The organism is Dysgonomonas termitidis (assembly GCF_042654545.1).
GTDB lineage: Bacteria > Bacteroidota > Bacteroidia > Bacteroidales > Dysgonomonadaceae > Dysgonomonas > Dysgonomonas termitidis.
In genome coordinates this window covers 38,889-58,776 of record NZ_JBHSGN010000093.1, presented here as the reverse complement: position 1 = coordinate 58,776, position 19,888 = coordinate 38,889, and the positions used below count along the sequence as shown (strand labels likewise).

The 19,888-nt window shown below is 41.6% G+C and carries 15 protein-coding genes and 1 riboswitch; of the genes, 7 read left to right on the top strand and 8 right to left on the bottom strand.

Features of this window, described 5'->3' with window-relative positions; genetic code table 11:
- Positions 1 to 107 precede the first annotated feature (107 nt).
- Positions 108 to 770 carry a B3/B4 domain-containing protein gene (locus ACFO6W_RS15890; RefSeq protein WP_379998181.1) on the bottom strand — a complete coding sequence of 221 codons (663 nt, stop codon included), beginning with the start codon at positions 768 to 770 and terminating at the stop codon, positions 108 to 110.
- Positions 771 to 841: 71 nt separating this feature from the next.
- Positions 842 to 1,135, top strand: a riboswitch (cobalamin riboswitch).
- Between the two features lie 67 nt (positions 1,136 to 1,202).
- On the opposite strand from ACFO6W_RS15890, the gene ACFO6W_RS15885 reads away from it, so the two are divergent.
- From ACFO6W_RS15885 to ACFO6W_RS15860, 6 genes are all read left to right on the top strand, one after another.
- A complete protein-coding gene (locus ACFO6W_RS15885) occupies positions 1,203 to 2,771 on the top strand; it encodes a cobyric acid synthase (RefSeq protein ID WP_379998179.1) in 1,569 nt (522 codons plus the stop codon).
- Entirely contained in the window at positions 2,768 to 3,784 is a 1,017-nt protein-coding gene (locus tag ACFO6W_RS15880) for an aminotransferase class I/II-fold pyridoxal phosphate-dependent enzyme (RefSeq protein WP_379998177.1), read from the top strand. Before ACFO6W_RS15885 ends, ACFO6W_RS15880 begins: the two co-directional genes overlap by 4 nt.
- Positions 3,785 to 3,825: 41 nt before the next feature.
- Complete coding sequence (gene cbiB, locus ACFO6W_RS15875; RefSeq protein ID WP_379998175.1) at positions 3,826 to 4,776, top strand: adenosylcobinamide-phosphate synthase CbiB; 951 nt, start codon at positions 3,826 to 3,828, stop codon at positions 4,774 to 4,776.
- Positions 4,777 to 4,947: 171 nt separating this feature from the next.
- The gene (locus ACFO6W_RS15870) at positions 4,948 to 5,550 is read left to right on the top strand and encodes a cob(I)yrinic acid a,c-diamide adenosyltransferase (RefSeq protein ID WP_379998173.1); all 603 of its coding nucleotides are present in this window, start codon (positions 4,948 to 4,950) and stop codon (positions 5,548 to 5,550) included.
- A 23-nt stretch (positions 5,551 to 5,573) separates the two neighbouring features.
- Positions 5,574 to 6,137 carry a bifunctional adenosylcobinamide kinase/adenosylcobinamide-phosphate guanylyltransferase gene (locus tag ACFO6W_RS15865; RefSeq protein ID WP_379998171.1) on the top strand — a complete coding sequence of 188 codons (564 nt, stop codon included), beginning with the start codon at positions 5,574 to 5,576 and terminating at the stop codon, positions 6,135 to 6,137.
- 13 nt (positions 6,138 to 6,150) lie between these two features.
- Positions 6,151 to 7,206, top strand: a complete 1,056-nt coding sequence (locus ACFO6W_RS15860) for a winged helix DNA-binding domain-containing protein (protein WP_379998169.1) — start codon at positions 6,151 to 6,153, stop codon at positions 7,204 to 7,206.
- Between the two features lie 2 nt (positions 7,207 to 7,208).
- Here the strand turns inward: ACFO6W_RS15860 and ACFO6W_RS15855 are convergent, their stop codons facing one another.
- The 6 genes from ACFO6W_RS15855 to lepA all read right to left on the bottom strand — a co-directional run bounded on the left by ACFO6W_RS15855 (position 7,209) and on the right by lepA (position 13,791).
- Complete coding sequence (locus ACFO6W_RS15855) at positions 7,209 to 8,168, bottom strand: DUF3667 domain-containing protein (RefSeq protein WP_379998167.1); 960 nt, start codon at positions 8,166 to 8,168, stop codon at positions 7,209 to 7,211.
- A gap of 60 nt (positions 8,169 to 8,228) precedes the next feature.
- A complete protein-coding gene (locus ACFO6W_RS15850) occupies positions 8,229 to 8,981 on the bottom strand; it encodes a hypothetical protein (protein ID WP_379998165.1) in 753 nt (250 codons plus the stop codon).
- 65 nt (positions 8,982 to 9,046) lie between these two features.
- Positions 9,047 to 10,939: a biosynthetic arginine decarboxylase gene (gene speA, locus ACFO6W_RS15845; protein ID WP_379998163.1), complete on the bottom strand. Its 1,893-nt coding sequence runs from the start codon at positions 10,937 to 10,939 to the stop codon at positions 9,047 to 9,049.
- Positions 10,940 to 11,022: 83 nt separating this feature from the next.
- Entirely contained in the window at positions 11,023 to 11,490 is a 468-nt protein-coding gene (locus ACFO6W_RS15840; RefSeq protein ID WP_379998161.1) for a GyrI-like domain-containing protein, read from the bottom strand.
- On the bottom strand, positions 11,487 to 11,993 hold the full coding sequence (locus ACFO6W_RS15835) for a flavin reductase (protein WP_379998159.1): 507 nt from the start codon (positions 11,991 to 11,993) through the stop codon (positions 11,487 to 11,489). The genes ACFO6W_RS15840 and ACFO6W_RS15835 overlap by 4 nt, the downstream gene beginning before the upstream one ends.
- Before the next feature lie 10 nt (positions 11,994 to 12,003).
- Positions 12,004 to 13,791 carry a translation elongation factor 4 gene (gene lepA, locus ACFO6W_RS15830; protein WP_379998157.1) on the bottom strand — a complete coding sequence of 596 codons (1,788 nt, stop codon included), beginning with the start codon at positions 13,789 to 13,791 and terminating at the stop codon, positions 12,004 to 12,006.
- Positions 13,792 to 14,849: 1,058 nt separating this feature from the next.
- Here lepA and ACFO6W_RS15825 point away from each other — a divergent pair.
- Entirely contained in the window at positions 14,850 to 15,689 is an 840-nt protein-coding gene (locus tag ACFO6W_RS15825) for a hypothetical protein (protein ID WP_379998155.1), read from the top strand.
- A 63-nt stretch (positions 15,690 to 15,752) separates the two neighbouring features.
- On the opposite strand, the gene ACFO6W_RS15820 is transcribed toward ACFO6W_RS15825, so the two are convergent.
- Positions 15,753 to 19,730, bottom strand: a complete 3,978-nt coding sequence (locus ACFO6W_RS15820; protein WP_379998153.1) for a hybrid sensor histidine kinase/response regulator transcription factor — start codon at positions 19,728 to 19,730, stop codon at positions 15,753 to 15,755.
- Between the last annotated feature and the right edge of the window lie 158 nt (positions 19,731 to 19,888).

Below are 19,888 nucleotides of genomic sequence, written 5' to 3'. Positions count from 1 at the left end.
TTGTATCTCGTGTCTTGTCTACTCGTATCTCATATAACTTTCAAATTTTATTTATATAACTTATTTAGTATAGATAAAGTTCTAAATGATTCCTTACAAAAAATTGACTAAAAGAAAATAACTTCCCCGCCATCCGAATCTGCAAAATCTTTCAGTAAGGATTGCATATATTTTACGGCTTCATCCAAACCCTCTTTTCCGCTATATCCGTTTATAATAGCCAGAAAACTTATTGTGCTTAGTTCTATCTTTGTCCGCTCATTGTCACTTGTCGGTGTTCCCACACCACCGGTAGCATCGCGATATACCGGGATTCCTTCAATATTCAGCATACCCCGCCCGATCCCTTCATAGGGTTCATCGGTCATCCCGACACCTAATGTCAGCGTGTTGCCTTTTATCTTATCTGCATCGAATCCTCCGATAGAATAACCTGTACGGATAGAAACCAGATTAATGAGGTCTACCAGTGTATCTATCTGATACAAGGGCAATTCTCTGACTATTCGGCGGCAAAGGGCTTCAGACGATGGACGGTAGCGGTTCGGGTCTTTTCCGAACTTTTTATATGCTGCACGGGTAGCGGCGATAGCCGGATTCTTCTTTATATCTTCTATCTGGTGATTTGCCTTGTATTCAGCGACACAGTTATCTATGAGTTTCCATAATTCCTCATTGTGAGGGGTATTCTTTACTTTGGCACAAATGGCTGCTCCGGCAAAAGCGGGGCAGGATTTCCTTATTTCCTCCGACACCTTTATTTCTATCATTCTAATAATATATCTCGATTAACAGAATTTCAAAGTTACAATTTTCGTATTGTATAACCTCAATAAAAAGCTATCTTTGTAACTGTTTTGGTGATGTAAACAGATACTCGTCTTTTACATGAAAAGGGAATCCGGTCAGAATCCGGAACAGTGCCCGCTACTGTGGTCTCTATTCAGTTAACAATGTTTCTGAAAAAAGTCTTTGAGCAATACCAAATACCACTGTTTCACAGTAATCAGTGATACAGTAATCAGTTAACAGTTTTTTTGACTGTTTACTGATAACTGCTAACTGTTTACTGAAAATGGGAAGGCCGTTCAAAGATGGAGCAAGTCAGGAAACCTGCCGGACAAAATATTCGGTTTTTATATCCCCGGGGTCAGGGGTGTATTAAAATACATAAGAACTAAAATATCAGAGGATCTAAAATAATGACGAAAAGGCTCAATCCCATCATGTTTGCGGGAACAGGCAGTGATGTAGGTAAAAGTATTATTACATCGGCCTTTTGCCGCATATTTCTGCAAGACGGTTATCAGCCGGCTCCATTCAAGGCGCAGAATATGGCTCTCAATTCATATGCTACCCCCGAAGGGCTTGAAATAGGACGTGCGCAGGCCGTTCAGGCCGAGGCTGCGGGTGTTCCCTGCCATACCGATATGAATCCTTTGTTGCTGAAGCCTACGACTGATAAGGTCTGTCAGGTCGTGTTGAATGGCAAACCGGTGGGAAACCAGCATGCTTATGAGTATTTCAGGGTGGAAGGGCGCGAAGAATTACGGAAGGAAGTAAATGATGCATTCGACCGTCTGGCCCGGCGGTACAACCCTATTGTAATGGAAGGGGCGGGCAGTATCTCCGAAATCAATCTGCGGGCTGTGGACCTTGTGAATATGCCGATGGCGATACATGCCGGGGCTAATGTAATATTGGTAGCGGATATAGACAGGGGCGGAGTGTTCGCTTCGGTGTATGGTTCTGTAATGTTACTTACTGAGGAAGAGCGCAGGTATGTGAAAGGTATCCTTATCAATAAGTTCCGGGGTGATATCAGGCTTTTCGAATCGGGAGTGAAAATGATTGAAGACTTGTGCGGTATTCCTGTTATCGGGGTGGTACCTTATTATAAGGATATATATATTGAAGAGGAAGATTCAGTGATGCTGCAAACCAAGAACTTGCAGGCAACACATGGCAAGGTGAATGTGGCTGTTATCCTGCTTCGTCATTTATCCAACTTTACCGATTTCAATGTGCTGGAACGTGATCCCCGCGTACATCTGTATTATACCAATAATACGGATGAAATAGAAAAGGCGGATATTGTGCTTGTTCCCGGAAGTAAGAGTACTCTTTCCGACCTGTACGAACTGCGTCGCAACGGTGTAGCACAAAGTATTGTGAAAGCACATAAGAACGGAGCTACGGTAGTAGGCATCTGCGGTGGTTATCAGATAATGGGGCAGGAGGTATGTGACCCCAATCATGTGGAAAGCAATATTGAGCGCCTGCCCGGATTGGGCTTGCTGCCTGTAACTACGCAGATGGAAGGGGAGAAAGTGACCCGTCAGGTGAAGTTTTCTTTTCTTGGTTCTGATACTGTTTGCGAAGGATATGAGATACATATGGGGGCGACTGTCCCTGTCGGGAATGCAGGTCTTTCGCTGCTGAATAAGCTGGAAGGCGGCCGTACTGACGGCTATTTCCTGAATGAGAAATGTTTTGGTACATATATACATGGTATTCTTGATAATGGGGCTGTCATAGATTATCTGTTAGCTCCTTATGCCGCAAAGTTGTCCGATGTGCCATTCGACTTCAAGGCGTTTAAGGAAGAACAATACGATAAACTTGCCGACCATGTGCGTAAGCATGTAGATATGGAACTGGTGTATAAGATAATCACCCCCTCCTGCCTCCCCCAAAATGGGGAGGTAACAGAGGATGGTATTGACCAAAAGCCCCCTCTGTCGGAAGGGGGTTGGGGGAGGTGGCAATGATTGACGGACACGGCGATGATATATATACTCACGGAAAGAAGATTGTAAGCAATTTCAGTTCCAATATACGCAGCGGGCAGGATTTATCCGCCTTGCAGAATCATCTATGTGCTCATATCAGTGCTATACATTCTTATCCCGAACCCGGTGCATCCTCTCTGGTTGAATTGTTGGCTGAGAAATACAAGGTTAATACGGGTAATATATGTGTAACCAATGGGGCGACAGAAGCTATTTATCTGATCGCTCAGGCGTTTAATAATGCCAAATCGGCTATAATATACCCTACTTTCAGTGAATATGGCGATGCCGCAATTATCAACAATCATACAATATACTGGTCAGCATCTCTTGATAAAGTACCTCAGGATGCGGGTTTGGTATGGCTTTGCAATCCGAACAATCCGACGGGTACGGTAACGGATAAAAATATACTGAAAGCATATATTGAAAATCATCCGTCTCAATATATTGTTATCGACCAGTCGTATGAGCATTTCACAATCAGGGACTTATTTGATATTGAAGAAGCTGCGCAATATAAGAATGTGATATTATTGCATTCCATGACAAAGCATTTTGCCATACCCGGACTGCGCCTGGGGTATATTACGGCACATGCGGATACTTTGGCTCAGGTAGCAAAATACCGTATGCCGTGGTCTGTAAACGGATTAGCGGTTGAAGCCGGAAAATTCTTGTTGAATGGCGGTCTGGAGACAATAAACATCAATGAATATCTGCGAGAAACAAAACAATTACAGGAATCTTTAGGGAAAATAGAAAAATTTCTTGTACAACCTACTGATACACATTTCTTTTTGTGTAAATTTGAAGATGGGAAGGCATCCATGTTGAAAAAGTATCTTATAGACAAGCATGGGATTTTAATTCGCGATGCTGCCAATTTTTACGGGCTGGATGAGCATTATTTTCGTATTGCCACACAGTCGTTTGAGGAGAATATAATATTAATTAATGCAATAAAAAATGCCCTTACAGACCTCTCCTGAAGAGGGGTTTCCCCCTTTGGAGGCTAGGGGCCGTTACTTGTATGGATTTGAATCTGCTATATATTCTGCTCCCCCTGCTTTTGGGATGGATTATCGATAAACTCATCGGTGATCCTGCCTGGCTGCCGCATACAGTGGTAGCAAAGGGTAAGATAATAGCATGGGGCGAAAAAATATTGAATAAGGGGAAAAGCAAAATGCTGAAAGGAGGATTATTTTCCATAGTCCTTATTCTTTCCTGCTATTTCCTTATTTATTTTATAATTGAGGGCCTAAATGATATTTACCCCTGGCTTTCCATCGTATTTTCTACAATCATTGTGTTTTATTGCCTTGCCGGAAAAACGCTCATTGATGAAGTAAAGAAAGTGTTTATCGCAGTAGATTCATCGGTAGAAGAGGGCAGGATACAGGTTGCACGTATTGTAGGACGCGATACATCTAACCTGTCACCGCAGCAGATCCGTACGGCAGCATTGGAAACCCTGGCCGAGAACCTGAGCGATGGAGTTATAGCTCCACTATTCTGGTATATGATACTGGGAGTTCCGGGTATGTTTGCCTATAAGATGATAAATACGCTGGATTCGATGATAGGTTATAAGAATGAGCGATATAAAGAATTCGGTTGCTGGGCTGCGCGGATCGATGATGCCGCCAATTATATTCCCGCCCGTCTTACCTCTCTACTGATGATCATAGTTAGCGGAAGACTTTCATTGTTTCCGTTTATCGAAAAGTTCGGAGGACAGCATGCCAGCCCCAACTCGGGTTATCCCGAAGCCGCTTTGGCTGGGATTCTGGATTGTCGTTTCGGGGGTCCCAATACCTATTTTGGAGAACTGGTAGATAAGCCCTATATAGGTTATAAAGAAAAAGAATTGACTACCGCCGACATGAAAAAAGCCGTACAGGTAAATATATGGACTGAAATATTGATGGTGGCTTTGATTGTAGCGATTGAAACTATTTATTATATAAATTTTAAGTAATTTCGCCCTTTGGGCAATTACAAGTTACGAGTAGGAAGTAATAAATTTTTAGCATGCTAATATACCAGGCATTCGTAAACCAGAACCTTATACACAAGTATACTAAAAGCTTGTAACTTGTAATTGCCCAAAGGGCGAAGTAACTTGTAACTAAAACATTATAATATACTTATGAAAATCTATACCCGCGGGGGAGATAAAGGCAAAACCGGAATTTTTGGAGGGCAGCGTGTCGATAAAGATGATGTACGCATCGAAGCCAACGGCACAATCGATGAACTCAACTCGGTGATAGGAGTTGTAAGAGCCAATCTTCCGGCAGACCATGAATGGCAACCTCTTTTATTTAAAATCCAAACCGAAATGATGTCTGTAATGTCCCAGGTGGCAACCCCTTCTGCGATCAGGGATACTAATACAAATACATTGGATGAGAATTTGGATAAACTTTGCGAGGAATGGATGGATCGAATGACCGATGAGATGGGGCCCAGCGAAACTTTTATCCTGCCGGGCGGCACTATTGTCTCGGCACACTTACAACTGGCAAGGGCTGTCGCCCGACGTGCGGAACGCCGTCTGTGGACATTGAATAAGCAGGATGAAGTTCCGGCTGTTGTTATGCGATTTATTAACCGTCTGTCCGATCTTTTCTTTACTATGGCGAGATATGATATGTATAAGGCCGGAAATATAGAGGAACGCTGGAAAGACTTTTTATACAAAAGAAAGAAAACACCCCCTCCAACCTCCCCAAAAAGGGGAGACATTTAATACATCTCCAAATAATATCTATAATGAAACAACAAATATCCCATTCGGACGCAGTACCCCCTCTTTTGGAGGGGGCAGGGGGAGGTGCCATCCTTATTACCGGAGGGCAACGTTCGGGAAAAAGCAGTTACGCGCAGAAGCTGGCATTGTCCTTGTCCCCAAATCCTGTCTATCTCGCTACTTCCCGTGTATGGGATGATGAACACCGTAAGCGTATCGAACGGCATAAAGCCGAACGGGGCTGTGAATGGACTAATATAGAAGAGGAAAAAGAACTGAGCCTGCATGATTTCACAGGACGGGTTGTGCTGTTAGATTGTGTGACCCTGTGGGCAACAAACTTTTTCTTCGATATGCAGGCGGATGTTCAAGCCTCTTTACAAGCATTGAAAACAGAATTCGATAAACTGATAGGACAGGATGCCCGGTTCATCATTGTCACCAACGAGATAGGTATGGGTGAGATGTCGCAGAATGATGTGCAACGCAAGTTTGCTGATTTGCAGGGATGGCTGAATCAGTACATTGCGGAAAAAGCTGGCAAGGTTTACCTGATGGTTTCAGGTATCCCATTGATGATTAAGTAAAAAAAGACAAACAATGAATATAGCGGATATCACTACTATGCGGCTTGCTAACCAGCAACTTGTTAAGACCAGATATAAAACTCCACGTGAAATAGTATCATGGATGGGCGCCATGCAGGCCCAGGATTTCAATATGGCAAAATGGGGTGTTGGTGTGCGGCTCCCCGGAATAACCGATAAGCAGGTGGAAAAAGCTGCGGATGACGGCGAGCTTATCCGTACTCATATTTTACGTCCTACATGGCATTTTGTGTCACGCGATGATATACATTGGATGCTTCAATTAAGTGCCCCCCGGGTAAAGTTGGCTATTCGTTCAAGTGATAGAGATTTGGAGCTTTCCGATGATTTGCTGAGGAAGACAAGCTCTATTATCCGTAAAGCATTGGAAAGGGAAAGTAACCTGACTCGTCAGGAACTTGGCACAATATTGAAAAAGGCGGATGTTGAGTGTGATAGCCGCCGTTTGAGTCATATTATGTATCATGCCGAATTAGACGGTTTGGTGTGTAATGGTGCGGTAAAAGATAAGAAACAGACATATGCCCTGCTGGAACAACGTGTGCCAAAGACTTCGAACTATAATGTCGATGAAACATTGTACCGTTTAGCATATAAGTATTTTCAGAGCCATGGTCCGGCAACAATACAGGATTTTATCTGGTGGTCGGGATTGACGGCTTCTGAAGCAAGAAGTGCTTTAGCATTGATAAAGCCGGATTTTATATTCGAAACGGCGGGTGAGCAAACGTATATATTTCATCAGTCTTCATCGGATTACAAGCACAAAGACCATGTTGTGCATTTCCTTCCGGCATTCGATGAATTACTGGTCAGTTATAAAGACAGGAAGGAAATTCTGGCTCTTATTCATCATAAAAAGGTGATAACAAGCAATGGCATATTCAAACCTGCTATTTTCTATAATGGGGAAATAATAGGCGTGTGGAAGAAAGTTTCCGGTAAGAACGGCGTATTATCCGAGACCGACTGTTTTTCACAACCTGACAGAGCTTTGAGCAAACTGATAAAAAAAGCGTCGGATGACTTTGACTCTTATATGAAATAGCCTTAGTGGTGATGAACAAAAACCATATAGATTCCCAGAATAGCATACAGGGTGGTTATCAATATAATCATGAAGCTGTTTATCAGAACCAGTACCCCTGATTTCAGATTGGAGATGATCCTGTTGTCGTCATAGAAGCGGCGGCATCCCCTGAAAAAATAGAACGTGATATAAAAGACCATAAATGTCCATAGCAGGCCCGCGGGCCATTCAGTACCTATCCAGTCAAAAAGGCAGGTGAAAATGTTGCAAATAGTAATAGATAACAATACTACAGAAAAGAAATGGAGGGTAAAGACACCACTATCGAAATAGAAGCGTTTTCTTTTATTATGAAACAACCACAACCAGAAAGCAAATATAGGCATATAGACAAATAAAACCTTTGGCATATTGTGGATTAGAAATTCAATCGCCTCTTTGTTTTTTTGTTTATCCTTGGAGTTTTCTACTATCGCAAGCCCTGTTTTATACATTATGCCGTCAGGGGATAAGATCTGTTTTTCCTTAGGCAGAGCCTTGTATTTAGCATCTATTTTTTCTGCTGTAAGTTTACCTTGCGTATCGGTGGCGATAAGGCTGTCTCTCAGTCTCATTGCTTCATCCACTTCGGCTTCCACTACTATATTTTTATTGCTTTTGGAGGCATCCGGTAAAACAGATGGTATAAAAAACGTGATAAAGCTGATGAATATATAAAGGGTAAACGGATTGACATAAGATTTCCGTTTGCCGTTCATATATTCTATCGAAAGTTTTCCCGGGGACAGAAACAGGTACTTAACCGTTCTCCAGAAAGAACTGTCGTAATGAATAAAGTCGAATACGAAATGAGTAAACAGATGGTGGAAAGACTGGCGGCTTTCACTGTTCTCCTGCCCGCATTTAGGACAATAATGAGTTTCTACAAAGGCTCCACAGTTTAAACAGGTCTTCTTATGTCTGATTTTATGTTTACCCATATTCTATCCCAAAAATAAATAAGTAAAGGAATATCTGCCGGAAAGGTTGCAGCCCGTGTTTTATTTCTCTGTTGTTATCTCTACCGAAAACTCGTTTGTAGGTTTGGAAAAGATGGAGCCGCTATATTCAATTATGGCTGTTTTCCCATCCTGGGAGAATACAGCATCCGGATTGCTTATCTTTTCTATTTTCTTAGGAAAATGATATTTTACCACCATCTTTCCTTTTTCTAAAAACATGCCGAACGGATTATTACCTTTCAGCAGATTATCCGCCCCATTTTCCGGCTCTATATCGTTATTCGGTTCTACCGTTCTTATCATAACCGAACCATCCCATGTAAGTGTGCTTTGGCTGTATAGCTTATCTATAGAAAGATTTTGACTAAGGGCTTGTGCTTCATCATCTCTCGATTTAATCTTATCTTCCAGTTTCTTCATAGAAATGAAAGCCTTATTGAAAGCCCCGGCATCCTTGAAAGTGCCCGACAAAGATATCCCAAGCTTCTTGTTTGCCATATCATTCTGCATCCTTATAGCTAACGGAGCAATATTTACCATATCTTCTTTCATATCATCTGTGATATTCAGCGTATCTTTAATGATGTCGGACAGATAAATGACACTGTCTGCCGGTATTTTGTCAGCCATATTCATATTCATGTCCGATGTCATGGATAGTATCTCACTGGCGTCGATAGACATATCATACTTTACACTTCCGTCTTCCTGAAAATATATATTTTCGTATATGGCACAACTGTTAAAAGATGCACTAATGAGCAATAGAAGAGCTGATAAATATTTTTTCATAGTTGTGGGTTTTAAAAATAATCCCCCTCCACATACTAATGGAGAGGGAATATAATAAAGATTGCTTATTCCAAATATGTGTATCCGTAGAGACCTGAGCGATAGTTGGACAGGAATTCCTTCCCTTCTTCTACTGTTATGGAACCTTGCTTCACACAGCTGGTAACCCATGTTTCCACTGTGCGTACAAGTTTCTTGGCATTGTACTGGGCATAGTCGAGGACTTCGGCCACAGTTTCACCGTCTATCATTTGCTCTATCTTATAGCCTCCTTCGTCTACCGATATATGTACGGCATTGGTGTCGCCGAACAGATTATGAAGGTCTCCCAGTATTTCCTGATACGCACCTACAAGGAATACGCCCAGATAATACGGCTCGTTCTTTTTCTTTGTATGTACAGGCAGATAAGAAGACTGGTTGCCGTTCGATATGAAGTTATCGATTTTGCCGTCCGAGTCACAGGTTACATCCTGTAAAGTGGCTGTACGTTCGGGTTTTTCATCCAGACGGTGAATAGGTATAATAGGAAATACCTGGTCTATCGCCCATGAATCGGGTAACGACTGGAATAAAGAGAAGTTACAGAAGTACTTATCCGGCAACAGTTTCGATAATTGCTTCAATTCTTCCGGCGCATGCTTCGATCGCCCTGCGATATGGAATATTTCGCGGGCAATGGAGAAGTATAAGCGTTCGACCTGCGCCCTTGTTTTCAGGGTGAGCAGTCCCAGGCTGAACAAGTCCAACGCCTCTTCACGGATTTGCTGAGCATCGTGCCATGCTTCCAGCATACGTGACTGGCTGAGGTCGTCCCATATCTGATAGAGTTCGCGAACCAGTTCGTGGTCATCGTCCGACAACTCTTCGTCTTCATCCCATTCGGGCAAAGTAGCCGTTTCCAGAACTTCGAACACCAGTATAGAGTGATGTGCGGTAAGTGAACGTCCCGATTCGGTAATGATATTAGGGTGGGGGATATCGTTCTTGTTTGCGGCATCTACCATTGTGGCGATAGAGTCATTCACATACTCCTGTATGGAATAGTTGACGCTGCTTTCATTATATGATGAACGTGTGCCGTCATAGTCTACACCAAGTCCGCCACCGATATCCACAAATTCTACTTTGAAGCCCATTGAATGCAATTGCACATAGAATTGAGCGGCTTCGCGCAGCGCTGTCTTGATACGGCGGATTTTTGTGATCTGGCTGCCGATATGGAAATGAATCAGGCGAAGGGATTCCTGCATATTATTCTTCTCAAGGTAGGCAAGGGCTTCAAGCAATTCACTCGAATTCAATCCGAATTTGCTGCCGTCACCTCCCGATTCTTCCCATTTGCCGCTGCCGGAACTGGCCAGCTTAATGCGGATGCCGATGTTCGGCCTTATTTTCAATCGTTTGGCTACCTTGGTAATGAGAGCCAGTTCGTTCAGCTTTTCAACAACTATAAAGATGCGCTTGCCCATTTTCTGCGCCAACAGGGCCAGTTCAATATAGCTTTCGTCTTTATATCCGTTACATATGATCAGCGAGTCAGAGTCGGTATTGATGGCGATAACGGCATGAAGTTCCGGCTTCGAGCCGGCTTCGAGGCCGATATTGAATTTTTTACCATGGCTGATAAGTTCCTCGACCACAGGGCGCATTTGATTTACCTTGATGGGATAGATTATATGGTTCTGCGCCTTGTATTCGTATTCTTCCGCAGCCAGTTTGAAACACGTCGATATCTTTTCAATCCTGTTATCCAGAATATCGGGAAAACGAATCAGTACGGGAGCCGATACATCGCGAAGTTGCAATTCGTCCATCAGTTCTTTTAAATCAACAGCCACTCCGTCTTTACGAGGAGTTACGACAACGTTACCTTTCTCGTTGACAGAAAAGTAATTAATTCCCCATCCCGGGATGTTATACAACTCGGATGAGTCTTCGATGCGCCATTTTCTCATTCTTTCTTGTAAAGTGATAAATTATAAATTAGTTACGGGTTACTATGCCCTATGGGCAGTTACGAGTTACAAGTTGTTTTTAACTAACTGTTCACTGACAAATATGTGGTGATTTTCGCATTGGCAGGATCTTTTGCTTCCTTACCATATACGTCGAAATCAGCCAGGTATCGTCTGTCTACATCCGATTGCCAGATGTGCGCCCATGTTTTACCAACGGCATATGGCAATTCACCTTCGGATATATATTTATAATATTTGCAGGAAGGTATCTCTTTGATAGTCAGGCTCAGGTTGGTGGGGATGCTTCCGGCGTCCGCGACCTTATAGCCCAGTACAGTGGTGTATTCACCTGTATAATCACTCTCGTAATCGGTGTAGATACAATAGATATCATCCGATACCTTCGGCATCGACTCCAAATAGCCGTTTCTCAGGAATATTTCCCACAATTTGGCTATATCATCCTGTGACTTATAATCCTGATTGGTAGTCCTTACGGAGATGCCAACAACAGAGAACTTATCCAGGACTACTTCCTCTTGTTTCATTTTTCCAAAACTTTAGTTATTTCGGCAATATATAAATAATGGAAATCTTTTTCGGGATACCATCTGTCTATTATCTTTTCATCAAGGAAAGCCCCTTCTTTGATACGCTGTACGAAAAGTTTCTTTGCAAAGATTACCCTTTCTGCTTCTTGGAAGTAAGGTACTTCATTATCCATAACAACGGATAGTCCTGCTTTTGTTATCTTGTCCTCGTCTCTTCCCGATGCTTTTCCCAGATAAGCAAGAGCTTTTTTATAGCTGTCGTCGAAGAATGTCAGCGACAATGATTCTGAACTTTCCACAAATTCCCTGGTAAAACGCTGGGGACGTATAACAACAAAAACCACTTCTTTGTTCCACATAACGCCGAAACTGCCCCAACTGGCAGTCATTGTATTTACCGAGCCATCGGGTTTGGCAGAGGAAATCAGCATCCATTTGTCTTTTATTTCAAATGGGTTTGGGGAGAAGTCTTTTATGTTTATTTCTTTGAAGTTGCTCATTATTATGCTCTTAATCCAGTTTTAATACTGCAAGGAATGCCTTCTGCGGCACTTCCACATTACCCACCTGCTTCATGCGTTTCTTACCTTCTTTCTGTTTCTCCAGCAATTTGCGCTTACGGGAAATATCACCGCCATAACATTTGGCAGTTACATCCTTACGGACGGCCTTTATTGTCTCACGGGCTATAATCTTAGCGCCGATAGCCGCCTGTATGGCAATGTCGAATTGCTGGCGGGGAATCAGTTCTTTCAGTTTTTCGCACATACGGCGTCCGAATGTTACGGCATTATCCACATGTGTAAGCGTAGATAAGGCATCTACCGATTCACCGTTAAGCAGGATATCCAGTTTGGCAAGTTTCGCCTCGCGGTAATCGTGCATATGATAGTCGAACGAAGCATAACCTTTCGATATGCTTTTCAGTTTGTCATAGAAGTCGATTACAATTTCGCCCAGAGGTATATCGTAAGTGATTTCCACACGGTCGCCCGATATGTAATCCTGTTTCAGTAAGATACCACGCTTACCGAGGCACAGTGTCATAATAGGGCCTATATAAGTCGTGTTTGTAATCACGGAGGCGCGTATATAAGGCTCTTCTATATAGTCGATCAATGTCTGGTCGGGCAATCCGGCCGGATTATGCACCTCCTTCGTATTTCCTTTTTTATCGTGTACAATGTAGGATACGTTCGGCACGGTGGTTATCACATCCATATTGAATTCCCTGTCGAGACGCTCCTGTATGATCTCCATATGCAGCAGCCCGAGGAATCCGCAACGGAAGCCAAAGCCGAGGGCAACCGATGATTCAGGCTGGAAAGTAAGGGAGGCGTCATTCAACTGAAGTTTTTCGAGTGAGGCGCGCAAATCTTCAAAGTCTTCACTTTCGATGGGATATACTCCGGCAAATACCATCGGCTTCACTTCTTCGAATCCGTCGATAGCCTCTTTACACGGGTTCTTGACATGCGTAATGGTATCACCTACTTTTACCTCTTTCGATGTTTTAATGCCGGATATGATATAGCCGACGTCTCCGCATGTCACTTCATTGCGGGGCGACATTTCCAGTTTCAGGACTCCGACTTCATCAGCGTCGTATTCCTTGCCGGTGGAGAAGAATTTAACCAGGTCCCCTTTACGGATTGTACCGTTTACCACTTTAAAGTATGCGATGATACCACGGAAAGAGTTGAATACAGAGTCGAAGATCAGAGCCTGTAAAGGTGCTTCCGGATCTCCTTTCGGCGCAGGGATACGCTCGATTATGGCATCGATTATATCATATACCCCTTCTCCGGTTTTCCCGCTGGCACGGATTATCTCTTCACGCTTTACGCCAAGTAATTCTATAATCTGGTCTTCCACCTCGTCCGGCATTGCGCTGGGCAGGTCTATTTTATTCAGAATCGGTATAATCTCCAGATCATTTTCTATAGCCATGTACAGGTTGGAAATGGTCTGCGCCTGTATACCCTGTGCGGCGTCTACGATAAGCAACGCACCTTCGCAAGCCGCTATGGAACGCGATACTTCATACGAAAAGTCGACGTGTCCGGGAGTATCTATCAGGTTGAGGATATATTTTTCGTCTTTATATGTATATTCCATCTGGATGGCATGGCTTTTGATCGTGATACCGCGTTCACGTTCCAAATCCATATTGTCGAGTACCTGCGCCTGCATATCTTTTCCCTCGACAGTGCGAGTGTATTCCAGAAGCCTGTCTGCAAGCGTACTCTTACCATGGTCGATATGTGCTATAATGCAAAAATTCCGTATTTTATTCATTTATATAATTTGATTCTTTTAATCCTCTTCAAACCGGGATAGAAATACTACCCCAAATTAGAGTGCAAATATACAAAAGAAATATCAACTTTTAATTATCGGACATTGCAAGCTTAGGGCAAATGCATGAAATTTAATCTTTTTGAAAAACTTTATCTATATATCAAGCCGATAGCCTTTAGCTGTTAGCTTATAGTCTTTGAAGTATTGATTAAAGCAGTTACGAGTTTGCCTCGCCTTCGCTTCGGCGAATGTTATTTCTGCGCCCTTTGGGCAGTTACGAGTTACAAGTAAACGAGATACGACATACAAGTTGTTAACTGATGACTGTTTACTGCTAACTGATATATTTGTCACTTTTGTTACTTTTTATATAGTGTTCTTTGTGTAAATCTTTGTGCCCCTTGTGGTAAAGAGTTTTAACCACGAAGTACACAAAGGCTAAAAAGACTGTTACTTTTGTTACCTTTTTTAAGAGTTACAAGTTTGCCTCGCCTTCGCTTCGGCGAATGTTATTTCTGCGCCCTTTGGGCAGTTACAAGTTACGAGTAGACAAGACACGAGATACAAGTTGTTAGCTGTTAAGTTCTGAATCCTTATATCCTCTTTGTCATGTTGAACGAAGTGAAACATCTCTTAAATCGAATGAGATCCTTCGTTCCACTCAGGATGACAGCAGAGAATAACAAAATAAAGCGGAGAACTTAACAGCCCTGCGCGCCAGCGGGGGGGCACTGCTGACTGTTCACTGAAATGTGTCAAGTTTGTCAAGTTTTGTAAGATAATTGTTATTACTTACCGGATTGGCCAGATTTTTATTCAGTGTCCTTGATATAGATACTGGTACTTTGTGGACTATATAGAAAGCAACAGGGAAAAAAGACATAAAAAGTGTAAACTTTGTAAAGTTTTTTACCCCCTAAACTTGCCAAAAGGGCAGGCTGCACCGAGAGTATAGTTTATATTCGGGATGTGACAAAATGTTAAATAATAAATATGAATTAAACCCCTGCTTTCTTATTGCATCTAAACACTATAAAACATTTAAAATAAAGATTATGAAAAGATTATTTTTATCATTAGTTATAATAGCATCTGTTTCTCTTACGGCATCAGTTAGTGCTCAGGGAGAAAAAAGAGACGGGAAGCGCAGGGCGGATTTTCAGAAAGAGTTGAACCTGACAGCCGAACAGAAAGCAAAAGTAGAGTCTGCCAATAAGGACTTTAAGGCTAAAATGGCCGGACTAAAAGCTCAGTCTGATTTGTCGAAAGAAGATAAGCTGGCAAAAGTAAAGGAATTGAGGACACAACACCAGACGGCAGTAAATAATATACTGACTCCGGACCAGCAAACCAAGATGAAAAAACTCATGGCTCAAGCTCAAAAAGGGAACAGAGATATGAGGAAAGGGGGGAAAGATTTGGGTATGAGCGGTAAAAAAGGTGACCGGAACAAAGTCATGAGAGCTGACAAACATGGTGACCGGATGAAGGATTTAAATCTGACAGACGACCAGAAGCAAAAAATTAAAGCACTGAATGAAGATTTCAGAACAAAATCGAGAGAACTGGCGAAACAACACATGGAGGAACTGAACAAAGTATACACTCCGGAGCAGCAGACAAAACTGAAAGAATTCAGAAAAGATTTCAATAAAGAAGACGGCCGCTTTGTATTCAATGGAAGAAGAGAAATGAGCAAACTTGATGAAGCGGGCAAAACAAAACTAAAATCGTTGTATGAGAATTTTGAAAAAGAAAAGAAAGCAATAGAACTTAGCCGCATTGCTCCCGATGCGCAAAAGCAAAAAATTGCCGATTTACGTCAGAATTTCAGGAAAGAAAGACTGGAGATAATTAAAGAAGCGCGTAAAACACAAAATAACAAACCTGCATAACACATTTATATATTTTCAGGAAGGCTATCAGTGATACTGATAGCCTTCACCTTTTGTGAATAGCTACTGCCTGCTTTGTTTTTCAAACTCTTTAGGTGTTATTCCATATTGGTTTTGAAACAATTTAATGAAATAGGATGGAGTGTTTATTCCAACCAGATAGCAGATCTCATTTATCCTGTATTTCCCTTCCTGAATCAGCTGGGCTCCTTTTTGCAAGCGGACCAGCCGAATAAAATCGGTAGGAGTGGTATCTATAGTTGCCTTTATTTTCCGGTGAAGGCTCGACCGGCTCATATGAATACGGTCGGCTAAACCTTCTACATTGAAATCGGCATCTGTTATATTATCATGTATGATTTCTATTATTTTGTTCAGAAACTCTTCATCAGCCTTATTCATACTCGATTGCTGGATTGGCAAGAATGGTTTTTTCAGGAATAGTTCTATCTCCCGCTTCCTGTTGTTCATGAGCGATGTCAGCAATGTTTGCAGATACTGGAACGAAAACGGTTTTTCGACGTAAGCATCGGCACCGGTTTCGAGCCCTTTGATTTTACTTTGCAGGTCATTTTTAGCCGTGAGCAGAATGACTATTATATGGCTGTATTCGATATCGGATTTTATAAATTCGCACAGATCGAATCCGTTCATTTCAGGCATCATGATGTCGCTGATCACGATATCAATGCTTTTCATCTTTAATATTTTCTGAGCTTCAACTCCATTCCTTGCGCGTTCTACAATGTATTGTTCATTCAGCTTGTCGGAGATGAAGCTGAGCATATCGGCATTATCTTCAACCACTAAGATAGATTCTGCACTTCTTTTTTTTGCAGGAGTTGTTTCATGCTCTACGATGTACTCTGATTGGGATTCCGGATATGTTGGTGTTCCGTCCTCTATCTTGTTTTCCTGATACAGAGGTATTTTTAGAATAAATGTATTCATACCCGACTGGGAACTATAGAATAAGTATCCGTCATGAAGTTCTGCTAAAGAGCGGGCGAGAGATAAACCTATTCCGGAGCCGGAGGTTTCACGGAAAGTTGTTTTTAACTGGAAAAACGGCTCGAATATTTTATCTTTTAACTCTTCAGGAATTAATGGTCCATCATTTGATATCTGGAATGTGAAGTATGTTTTGTCGCGAAAGAGAGCAATGTCTATTGATGTATCGGAATATTTGAAAGCATTGGATAATAAGTTAGTTAATATCTTGGTCAATCCTTCCTTGTCTACCAGTGCAAAAACAGGATTGCTATCCGGTAACTCTATACTGATCTCTTTTTTTGCGGACATAAACTGTTCTTCGAATCGTGACAGAATTTCGTTTATCAGCAGGGATATATTTGTATTTCTGAAGCTCAACAGGAATTTATTACTATCTACTTTCCTGAAATCCAGTAACTGATTGATAAGATTAAGCAATTGCTTTGTATTTTGTTCTATGATGGTGAGATTCCTCTTAACTGATTCATTGGGTATATCCATTTCTATAATAGACTCTAAAGGCCCGTTGATGAGGGTTACCGGGGTGCGTATCTCGTGAGCTATGTCAGTGAAGAAATTAACTTTGGCCTCATACAGTTCCCTTTCTTTCTCTACTTCGAACAGCTTTTGCCTTTCATTGTTCCTTTTCTGATATTTCTTCAATGAAAATTTCATGGAAAGGTATAATATTGTAATGAACAGAATGAAGTATATGAGGTAGGCAATGCTTGAGGCCCACCAAGGCGGTAATATGATAATCTCCAGCGAAGCCCCCTCTTCGTTCCATAATCCGTCGTTATTTGAACCTTTGACCCTGAATATGTATTTGCCCGGAGGAAGTTTGGCATAAGACGCACTATGATTGTTTTGTGTATATATCCATTCTGTATCTATATTCTCCATTTTGTATGCATACATATTGGCTTGGGGCGCCGTATAACTGAGTGATACGAAGTCGAGTCTGATATTTGCCTGATTGTATGGTAATTCTATTTTGTCTGTATGCGGGATACTCTTTTTCAGAGGAGAGCCTTCCATATTGGAATCTACTTCCTTATTCAATATGGATAACTTGGTGATATATACAGGCGGGACAAAATTATTCGTTTTAAATTCTTCCGGCTTAAAGGCGATCATACCTTCCATACTGCCGAAATAGAGTTTTTCCGAACTGCTTACCAATCCTGATTTATAGTTAAACTGGTTAGATAATAATCCTTCGTTTTGAGTAAATATTCTTATAGCCTTGGTTTCGGGGTTGAATTGTACCAGCCCTGAATTAGTACCAAACCAAAGATTATAATTTTTATCTTCCAGTATTTTATACGCTACATCGTCGGGTAATCCGTCCTTTATAGAGTAAGAAGTGAACTGCTTATCTTTTTTATTATATACGCAGATGCCCCCACGGTCGGTCGAGAACCAAATCTGTCCCAGATGGTCCTCTGTTATACTACTTACGGAATTAGAACTCAGGCTGTTTTCTCCTCCCGTTTTGTGATGGATAATTATATCTTGTTTTTGGTCATACTGAAAAACGCCGTTGCCCATAGTTGCGATCCATATATAGCCTTCGGAATCTTCCATGATGTCGTATGTGTAGCTCAGGCTGAATCCCGTCATATGCCTGAATTTCATACTGCCTTTGTCCGCAACGAAAATACCCCAGGCGTTTCCCAGCCAGATTTTCCCGTTTCGGTCTTCACACAGGGCATATATACTTTCCTCGTTCAATCCCATATCGAAATGAGAATAATGCTGTACATTATTTTGAGGCTGATGGATTATATCCAACCCGTTTTTAAAGAAACCGATCCATATTTTGGATTCCTGGATCAGCAAGGCCAGGGTCTTATTATCCGAGAGGTTGTTTACTGAACTGAATTTTTGTGTATCCGGGTTGAATATGGAAATGCCGGCATCTTCTGTTCCTATCCATATTTTTCCGTTTTTATCTTCTTTTATTTCCCGTATCCGCTTCGATTTGAGTGAGCCGGGTTCACTGGTAGGAAAATATTTCTCAAATTTATTGTTCCTGTTCGGAAGATAATTTACACCGCCGAAATTAGTACCCACCCATATACCCCCTTCTCTGTCCTTGTATATCTTTTCTATTTTATTATCCGATAATGAATGGTTGTTCAGAGGGTCTTCTTTCACATGGTCTACAGTTTGCGTCTTTTCGTTTATGATGTACAGCCCGGCTTGTGTGCCCACCCATATTTCATCATCGTTGATAATTGTCACATACCTGATTATTTTATAATTCACATCGGGGACATTCATCTCTTTGAGTATGTTCCGGCGTTTGTCGAGTTTTAATAATTTTTCTTCATGTATTCCGATAATAATATGGTCATTGTCATGGCAAATCGTATATATATTTTTCCCGGCAAGGCTTATATTGCCTGTCCCATCCCCCAGATACTGGGTAAAAGTATCGTCGGAATCATTGTACCGGAATACTCCCGAACCATTCGAGCCGATCCATACTCTGCCGTTTTTTTCTATGGCAATACATTGCGGATTACTTATACTGGGCTTAAGTTCTTTAACAACGGTATATAAATGCAATTTCCCGGTCGTAAGCTCATATCTGAATACACCTTGATTGGGTACTACGATCCAGATATTATCGCTCTGGTCTTGCTGTATGTCAGCTATCCATTCATTAATGTTCACCCCTTGCGCTGTCTTTAAGTCGAAAGAACTGAACCGTTCGGTTACCGGATCGAAGATAAAAACTCCTTTATCCGTCCCCAGCCATAATTTCTTATCAACGCTTTCAAATATTGTGCTGATATTATTATTCCCTTTTTTTGTTATGTTGTCATAGCAGTTGTAAACTTTAAGGGAGACCCCGTCGTAACGATTGAGGCGGTTACGTGTTCCAAACCACATGAATCCGTAACTATCCTGATAAATGGATTTTACATTGTTCTGGGATAAGCCCATATTACCGTCAATAATAGAAAAGTAATAGTTATTGGCAGGTATATCTATTGTGAAAAATAGAAATATAAGTGTGATTAAAATTATATTTTTCATGGAATTATATGGTAGATGTCGTATTTGTAGCAAATATACATATTATATAAATCACATATGTCGCAATAAATAGGACAAATGTCCGATTCCGGACGAAAAACATCCCGATAGGACATGTCTTCCATTTTTTGACAGGATGGGAATTCCTATTACAGGGG

Excerpts from the sequence above, each read along its gene's own strand:
- ACFO6W_RS15890 (WP_379998181.1), bottom strand. The coding sequence starts at position 770 with ATGATAGAAATAAAGGTGTCGGAGGAAATAAGGAAATCCTGCCCCGCT.
- ACFO6W_RS15885 (WP_379998179.1), top strand. The coding sequence starts at position 1,203 with ATGACGAAAAGGCTCAATCCCATCATGTTTGCGGGAACAGGCAGTGAT.
- ACFO6W_RS15880 (WP_379998177.1), top strand. The coding sequence starts at position 2,768 with ATGATTGACGGACACGGCGATGATATATATACTCACGGAAAGAAGATT.
- cbiB (WP_379998175.1), top strand. The coding sequence starts at position 3,826 with ATGGATTTGAATCTGCTATATATTCTGCTCCCCCTGCTTTTGGGATGG.
- ACFO6W_RS15870 (WP_379998173.1), top strand. The coding sequence starts at position 4,948 with ATGAAAATCTATACCCGCGGGGGAGATAAAGGCAAAACCGGAATTTTT.
- ACFO6W_RS15865 (WP_379998171.1), top strand. The coding sequence starts at position 5,574 with ATGAAACAACAAATATCCCATTCGGACGCAGTACCCCCTCTTTTGGAG.
- ACFO6W_RS15860 (WP_379998169.1), top strand. The coding sequence starts at position 6,151 with ATGAATATAGCGGATATCACTACTATGCGGCTTGCTAACCAGCAACTT.
- ACFO6W_RS15855 (WP_379998167.1), bottom strand. The coding sequence starts at position 8,168 with ATGGGTAAACATAAAATCAGACATAAGAAGACCTGTTTAAACTGTGGA.
- ACFO6W_RS15850 (WP_379998165.1), bottom strand. The coding sequence starts at position 8,981 with ATGAAAAAATATTTATCAGCTCTTCTATTGCTCATTAGTGCATCTTTT.
- speA (WP_379998163.1), bottom strand. The coding sequence starts at position 10,939 with ATGAGAAAATGGCGCATCGAAGACTCATCCGAGTTGTATAACATCCCG.
- ACFO6W_RS15840 (WP_379998161.1), bottom strand. The coding sequence starts at position 11,490 with ATGAAACAAGAGGAAGTAGTCCTGGATAAGTTCTCTGTTGTTGGCATC.
- ACFO6W_RS15835 (WP_379998159.1), bottom strand. The coding sequence starts at position 11,993 with ATGAGCAACTTCAAAGAAATAAACATAAAAGACTTCTCCCCAAACCCA.
- lepA (WP_379998157.1), bottom strand. The coding sequence starts at position 13,791 with ATGAATAAAATACGGAATTTTTGCATTATAGCACATATCGACCATGGT.
- ACFO6W_RS15825 (WP_379998155.1), top strand. The coding sequence starts at position 14,850 with ATGAAAAGATTATTTTTATCATTAGTTATAATAGCATCTGTTTCTCTT.
- ACFO6W_RS15820 (WP_379998153.1), bottom strand. The coding sequence starts at position 19,730 with ATGAAAAATATAATTTTAATCACACTTATATTTCTATTTTTCACAATA.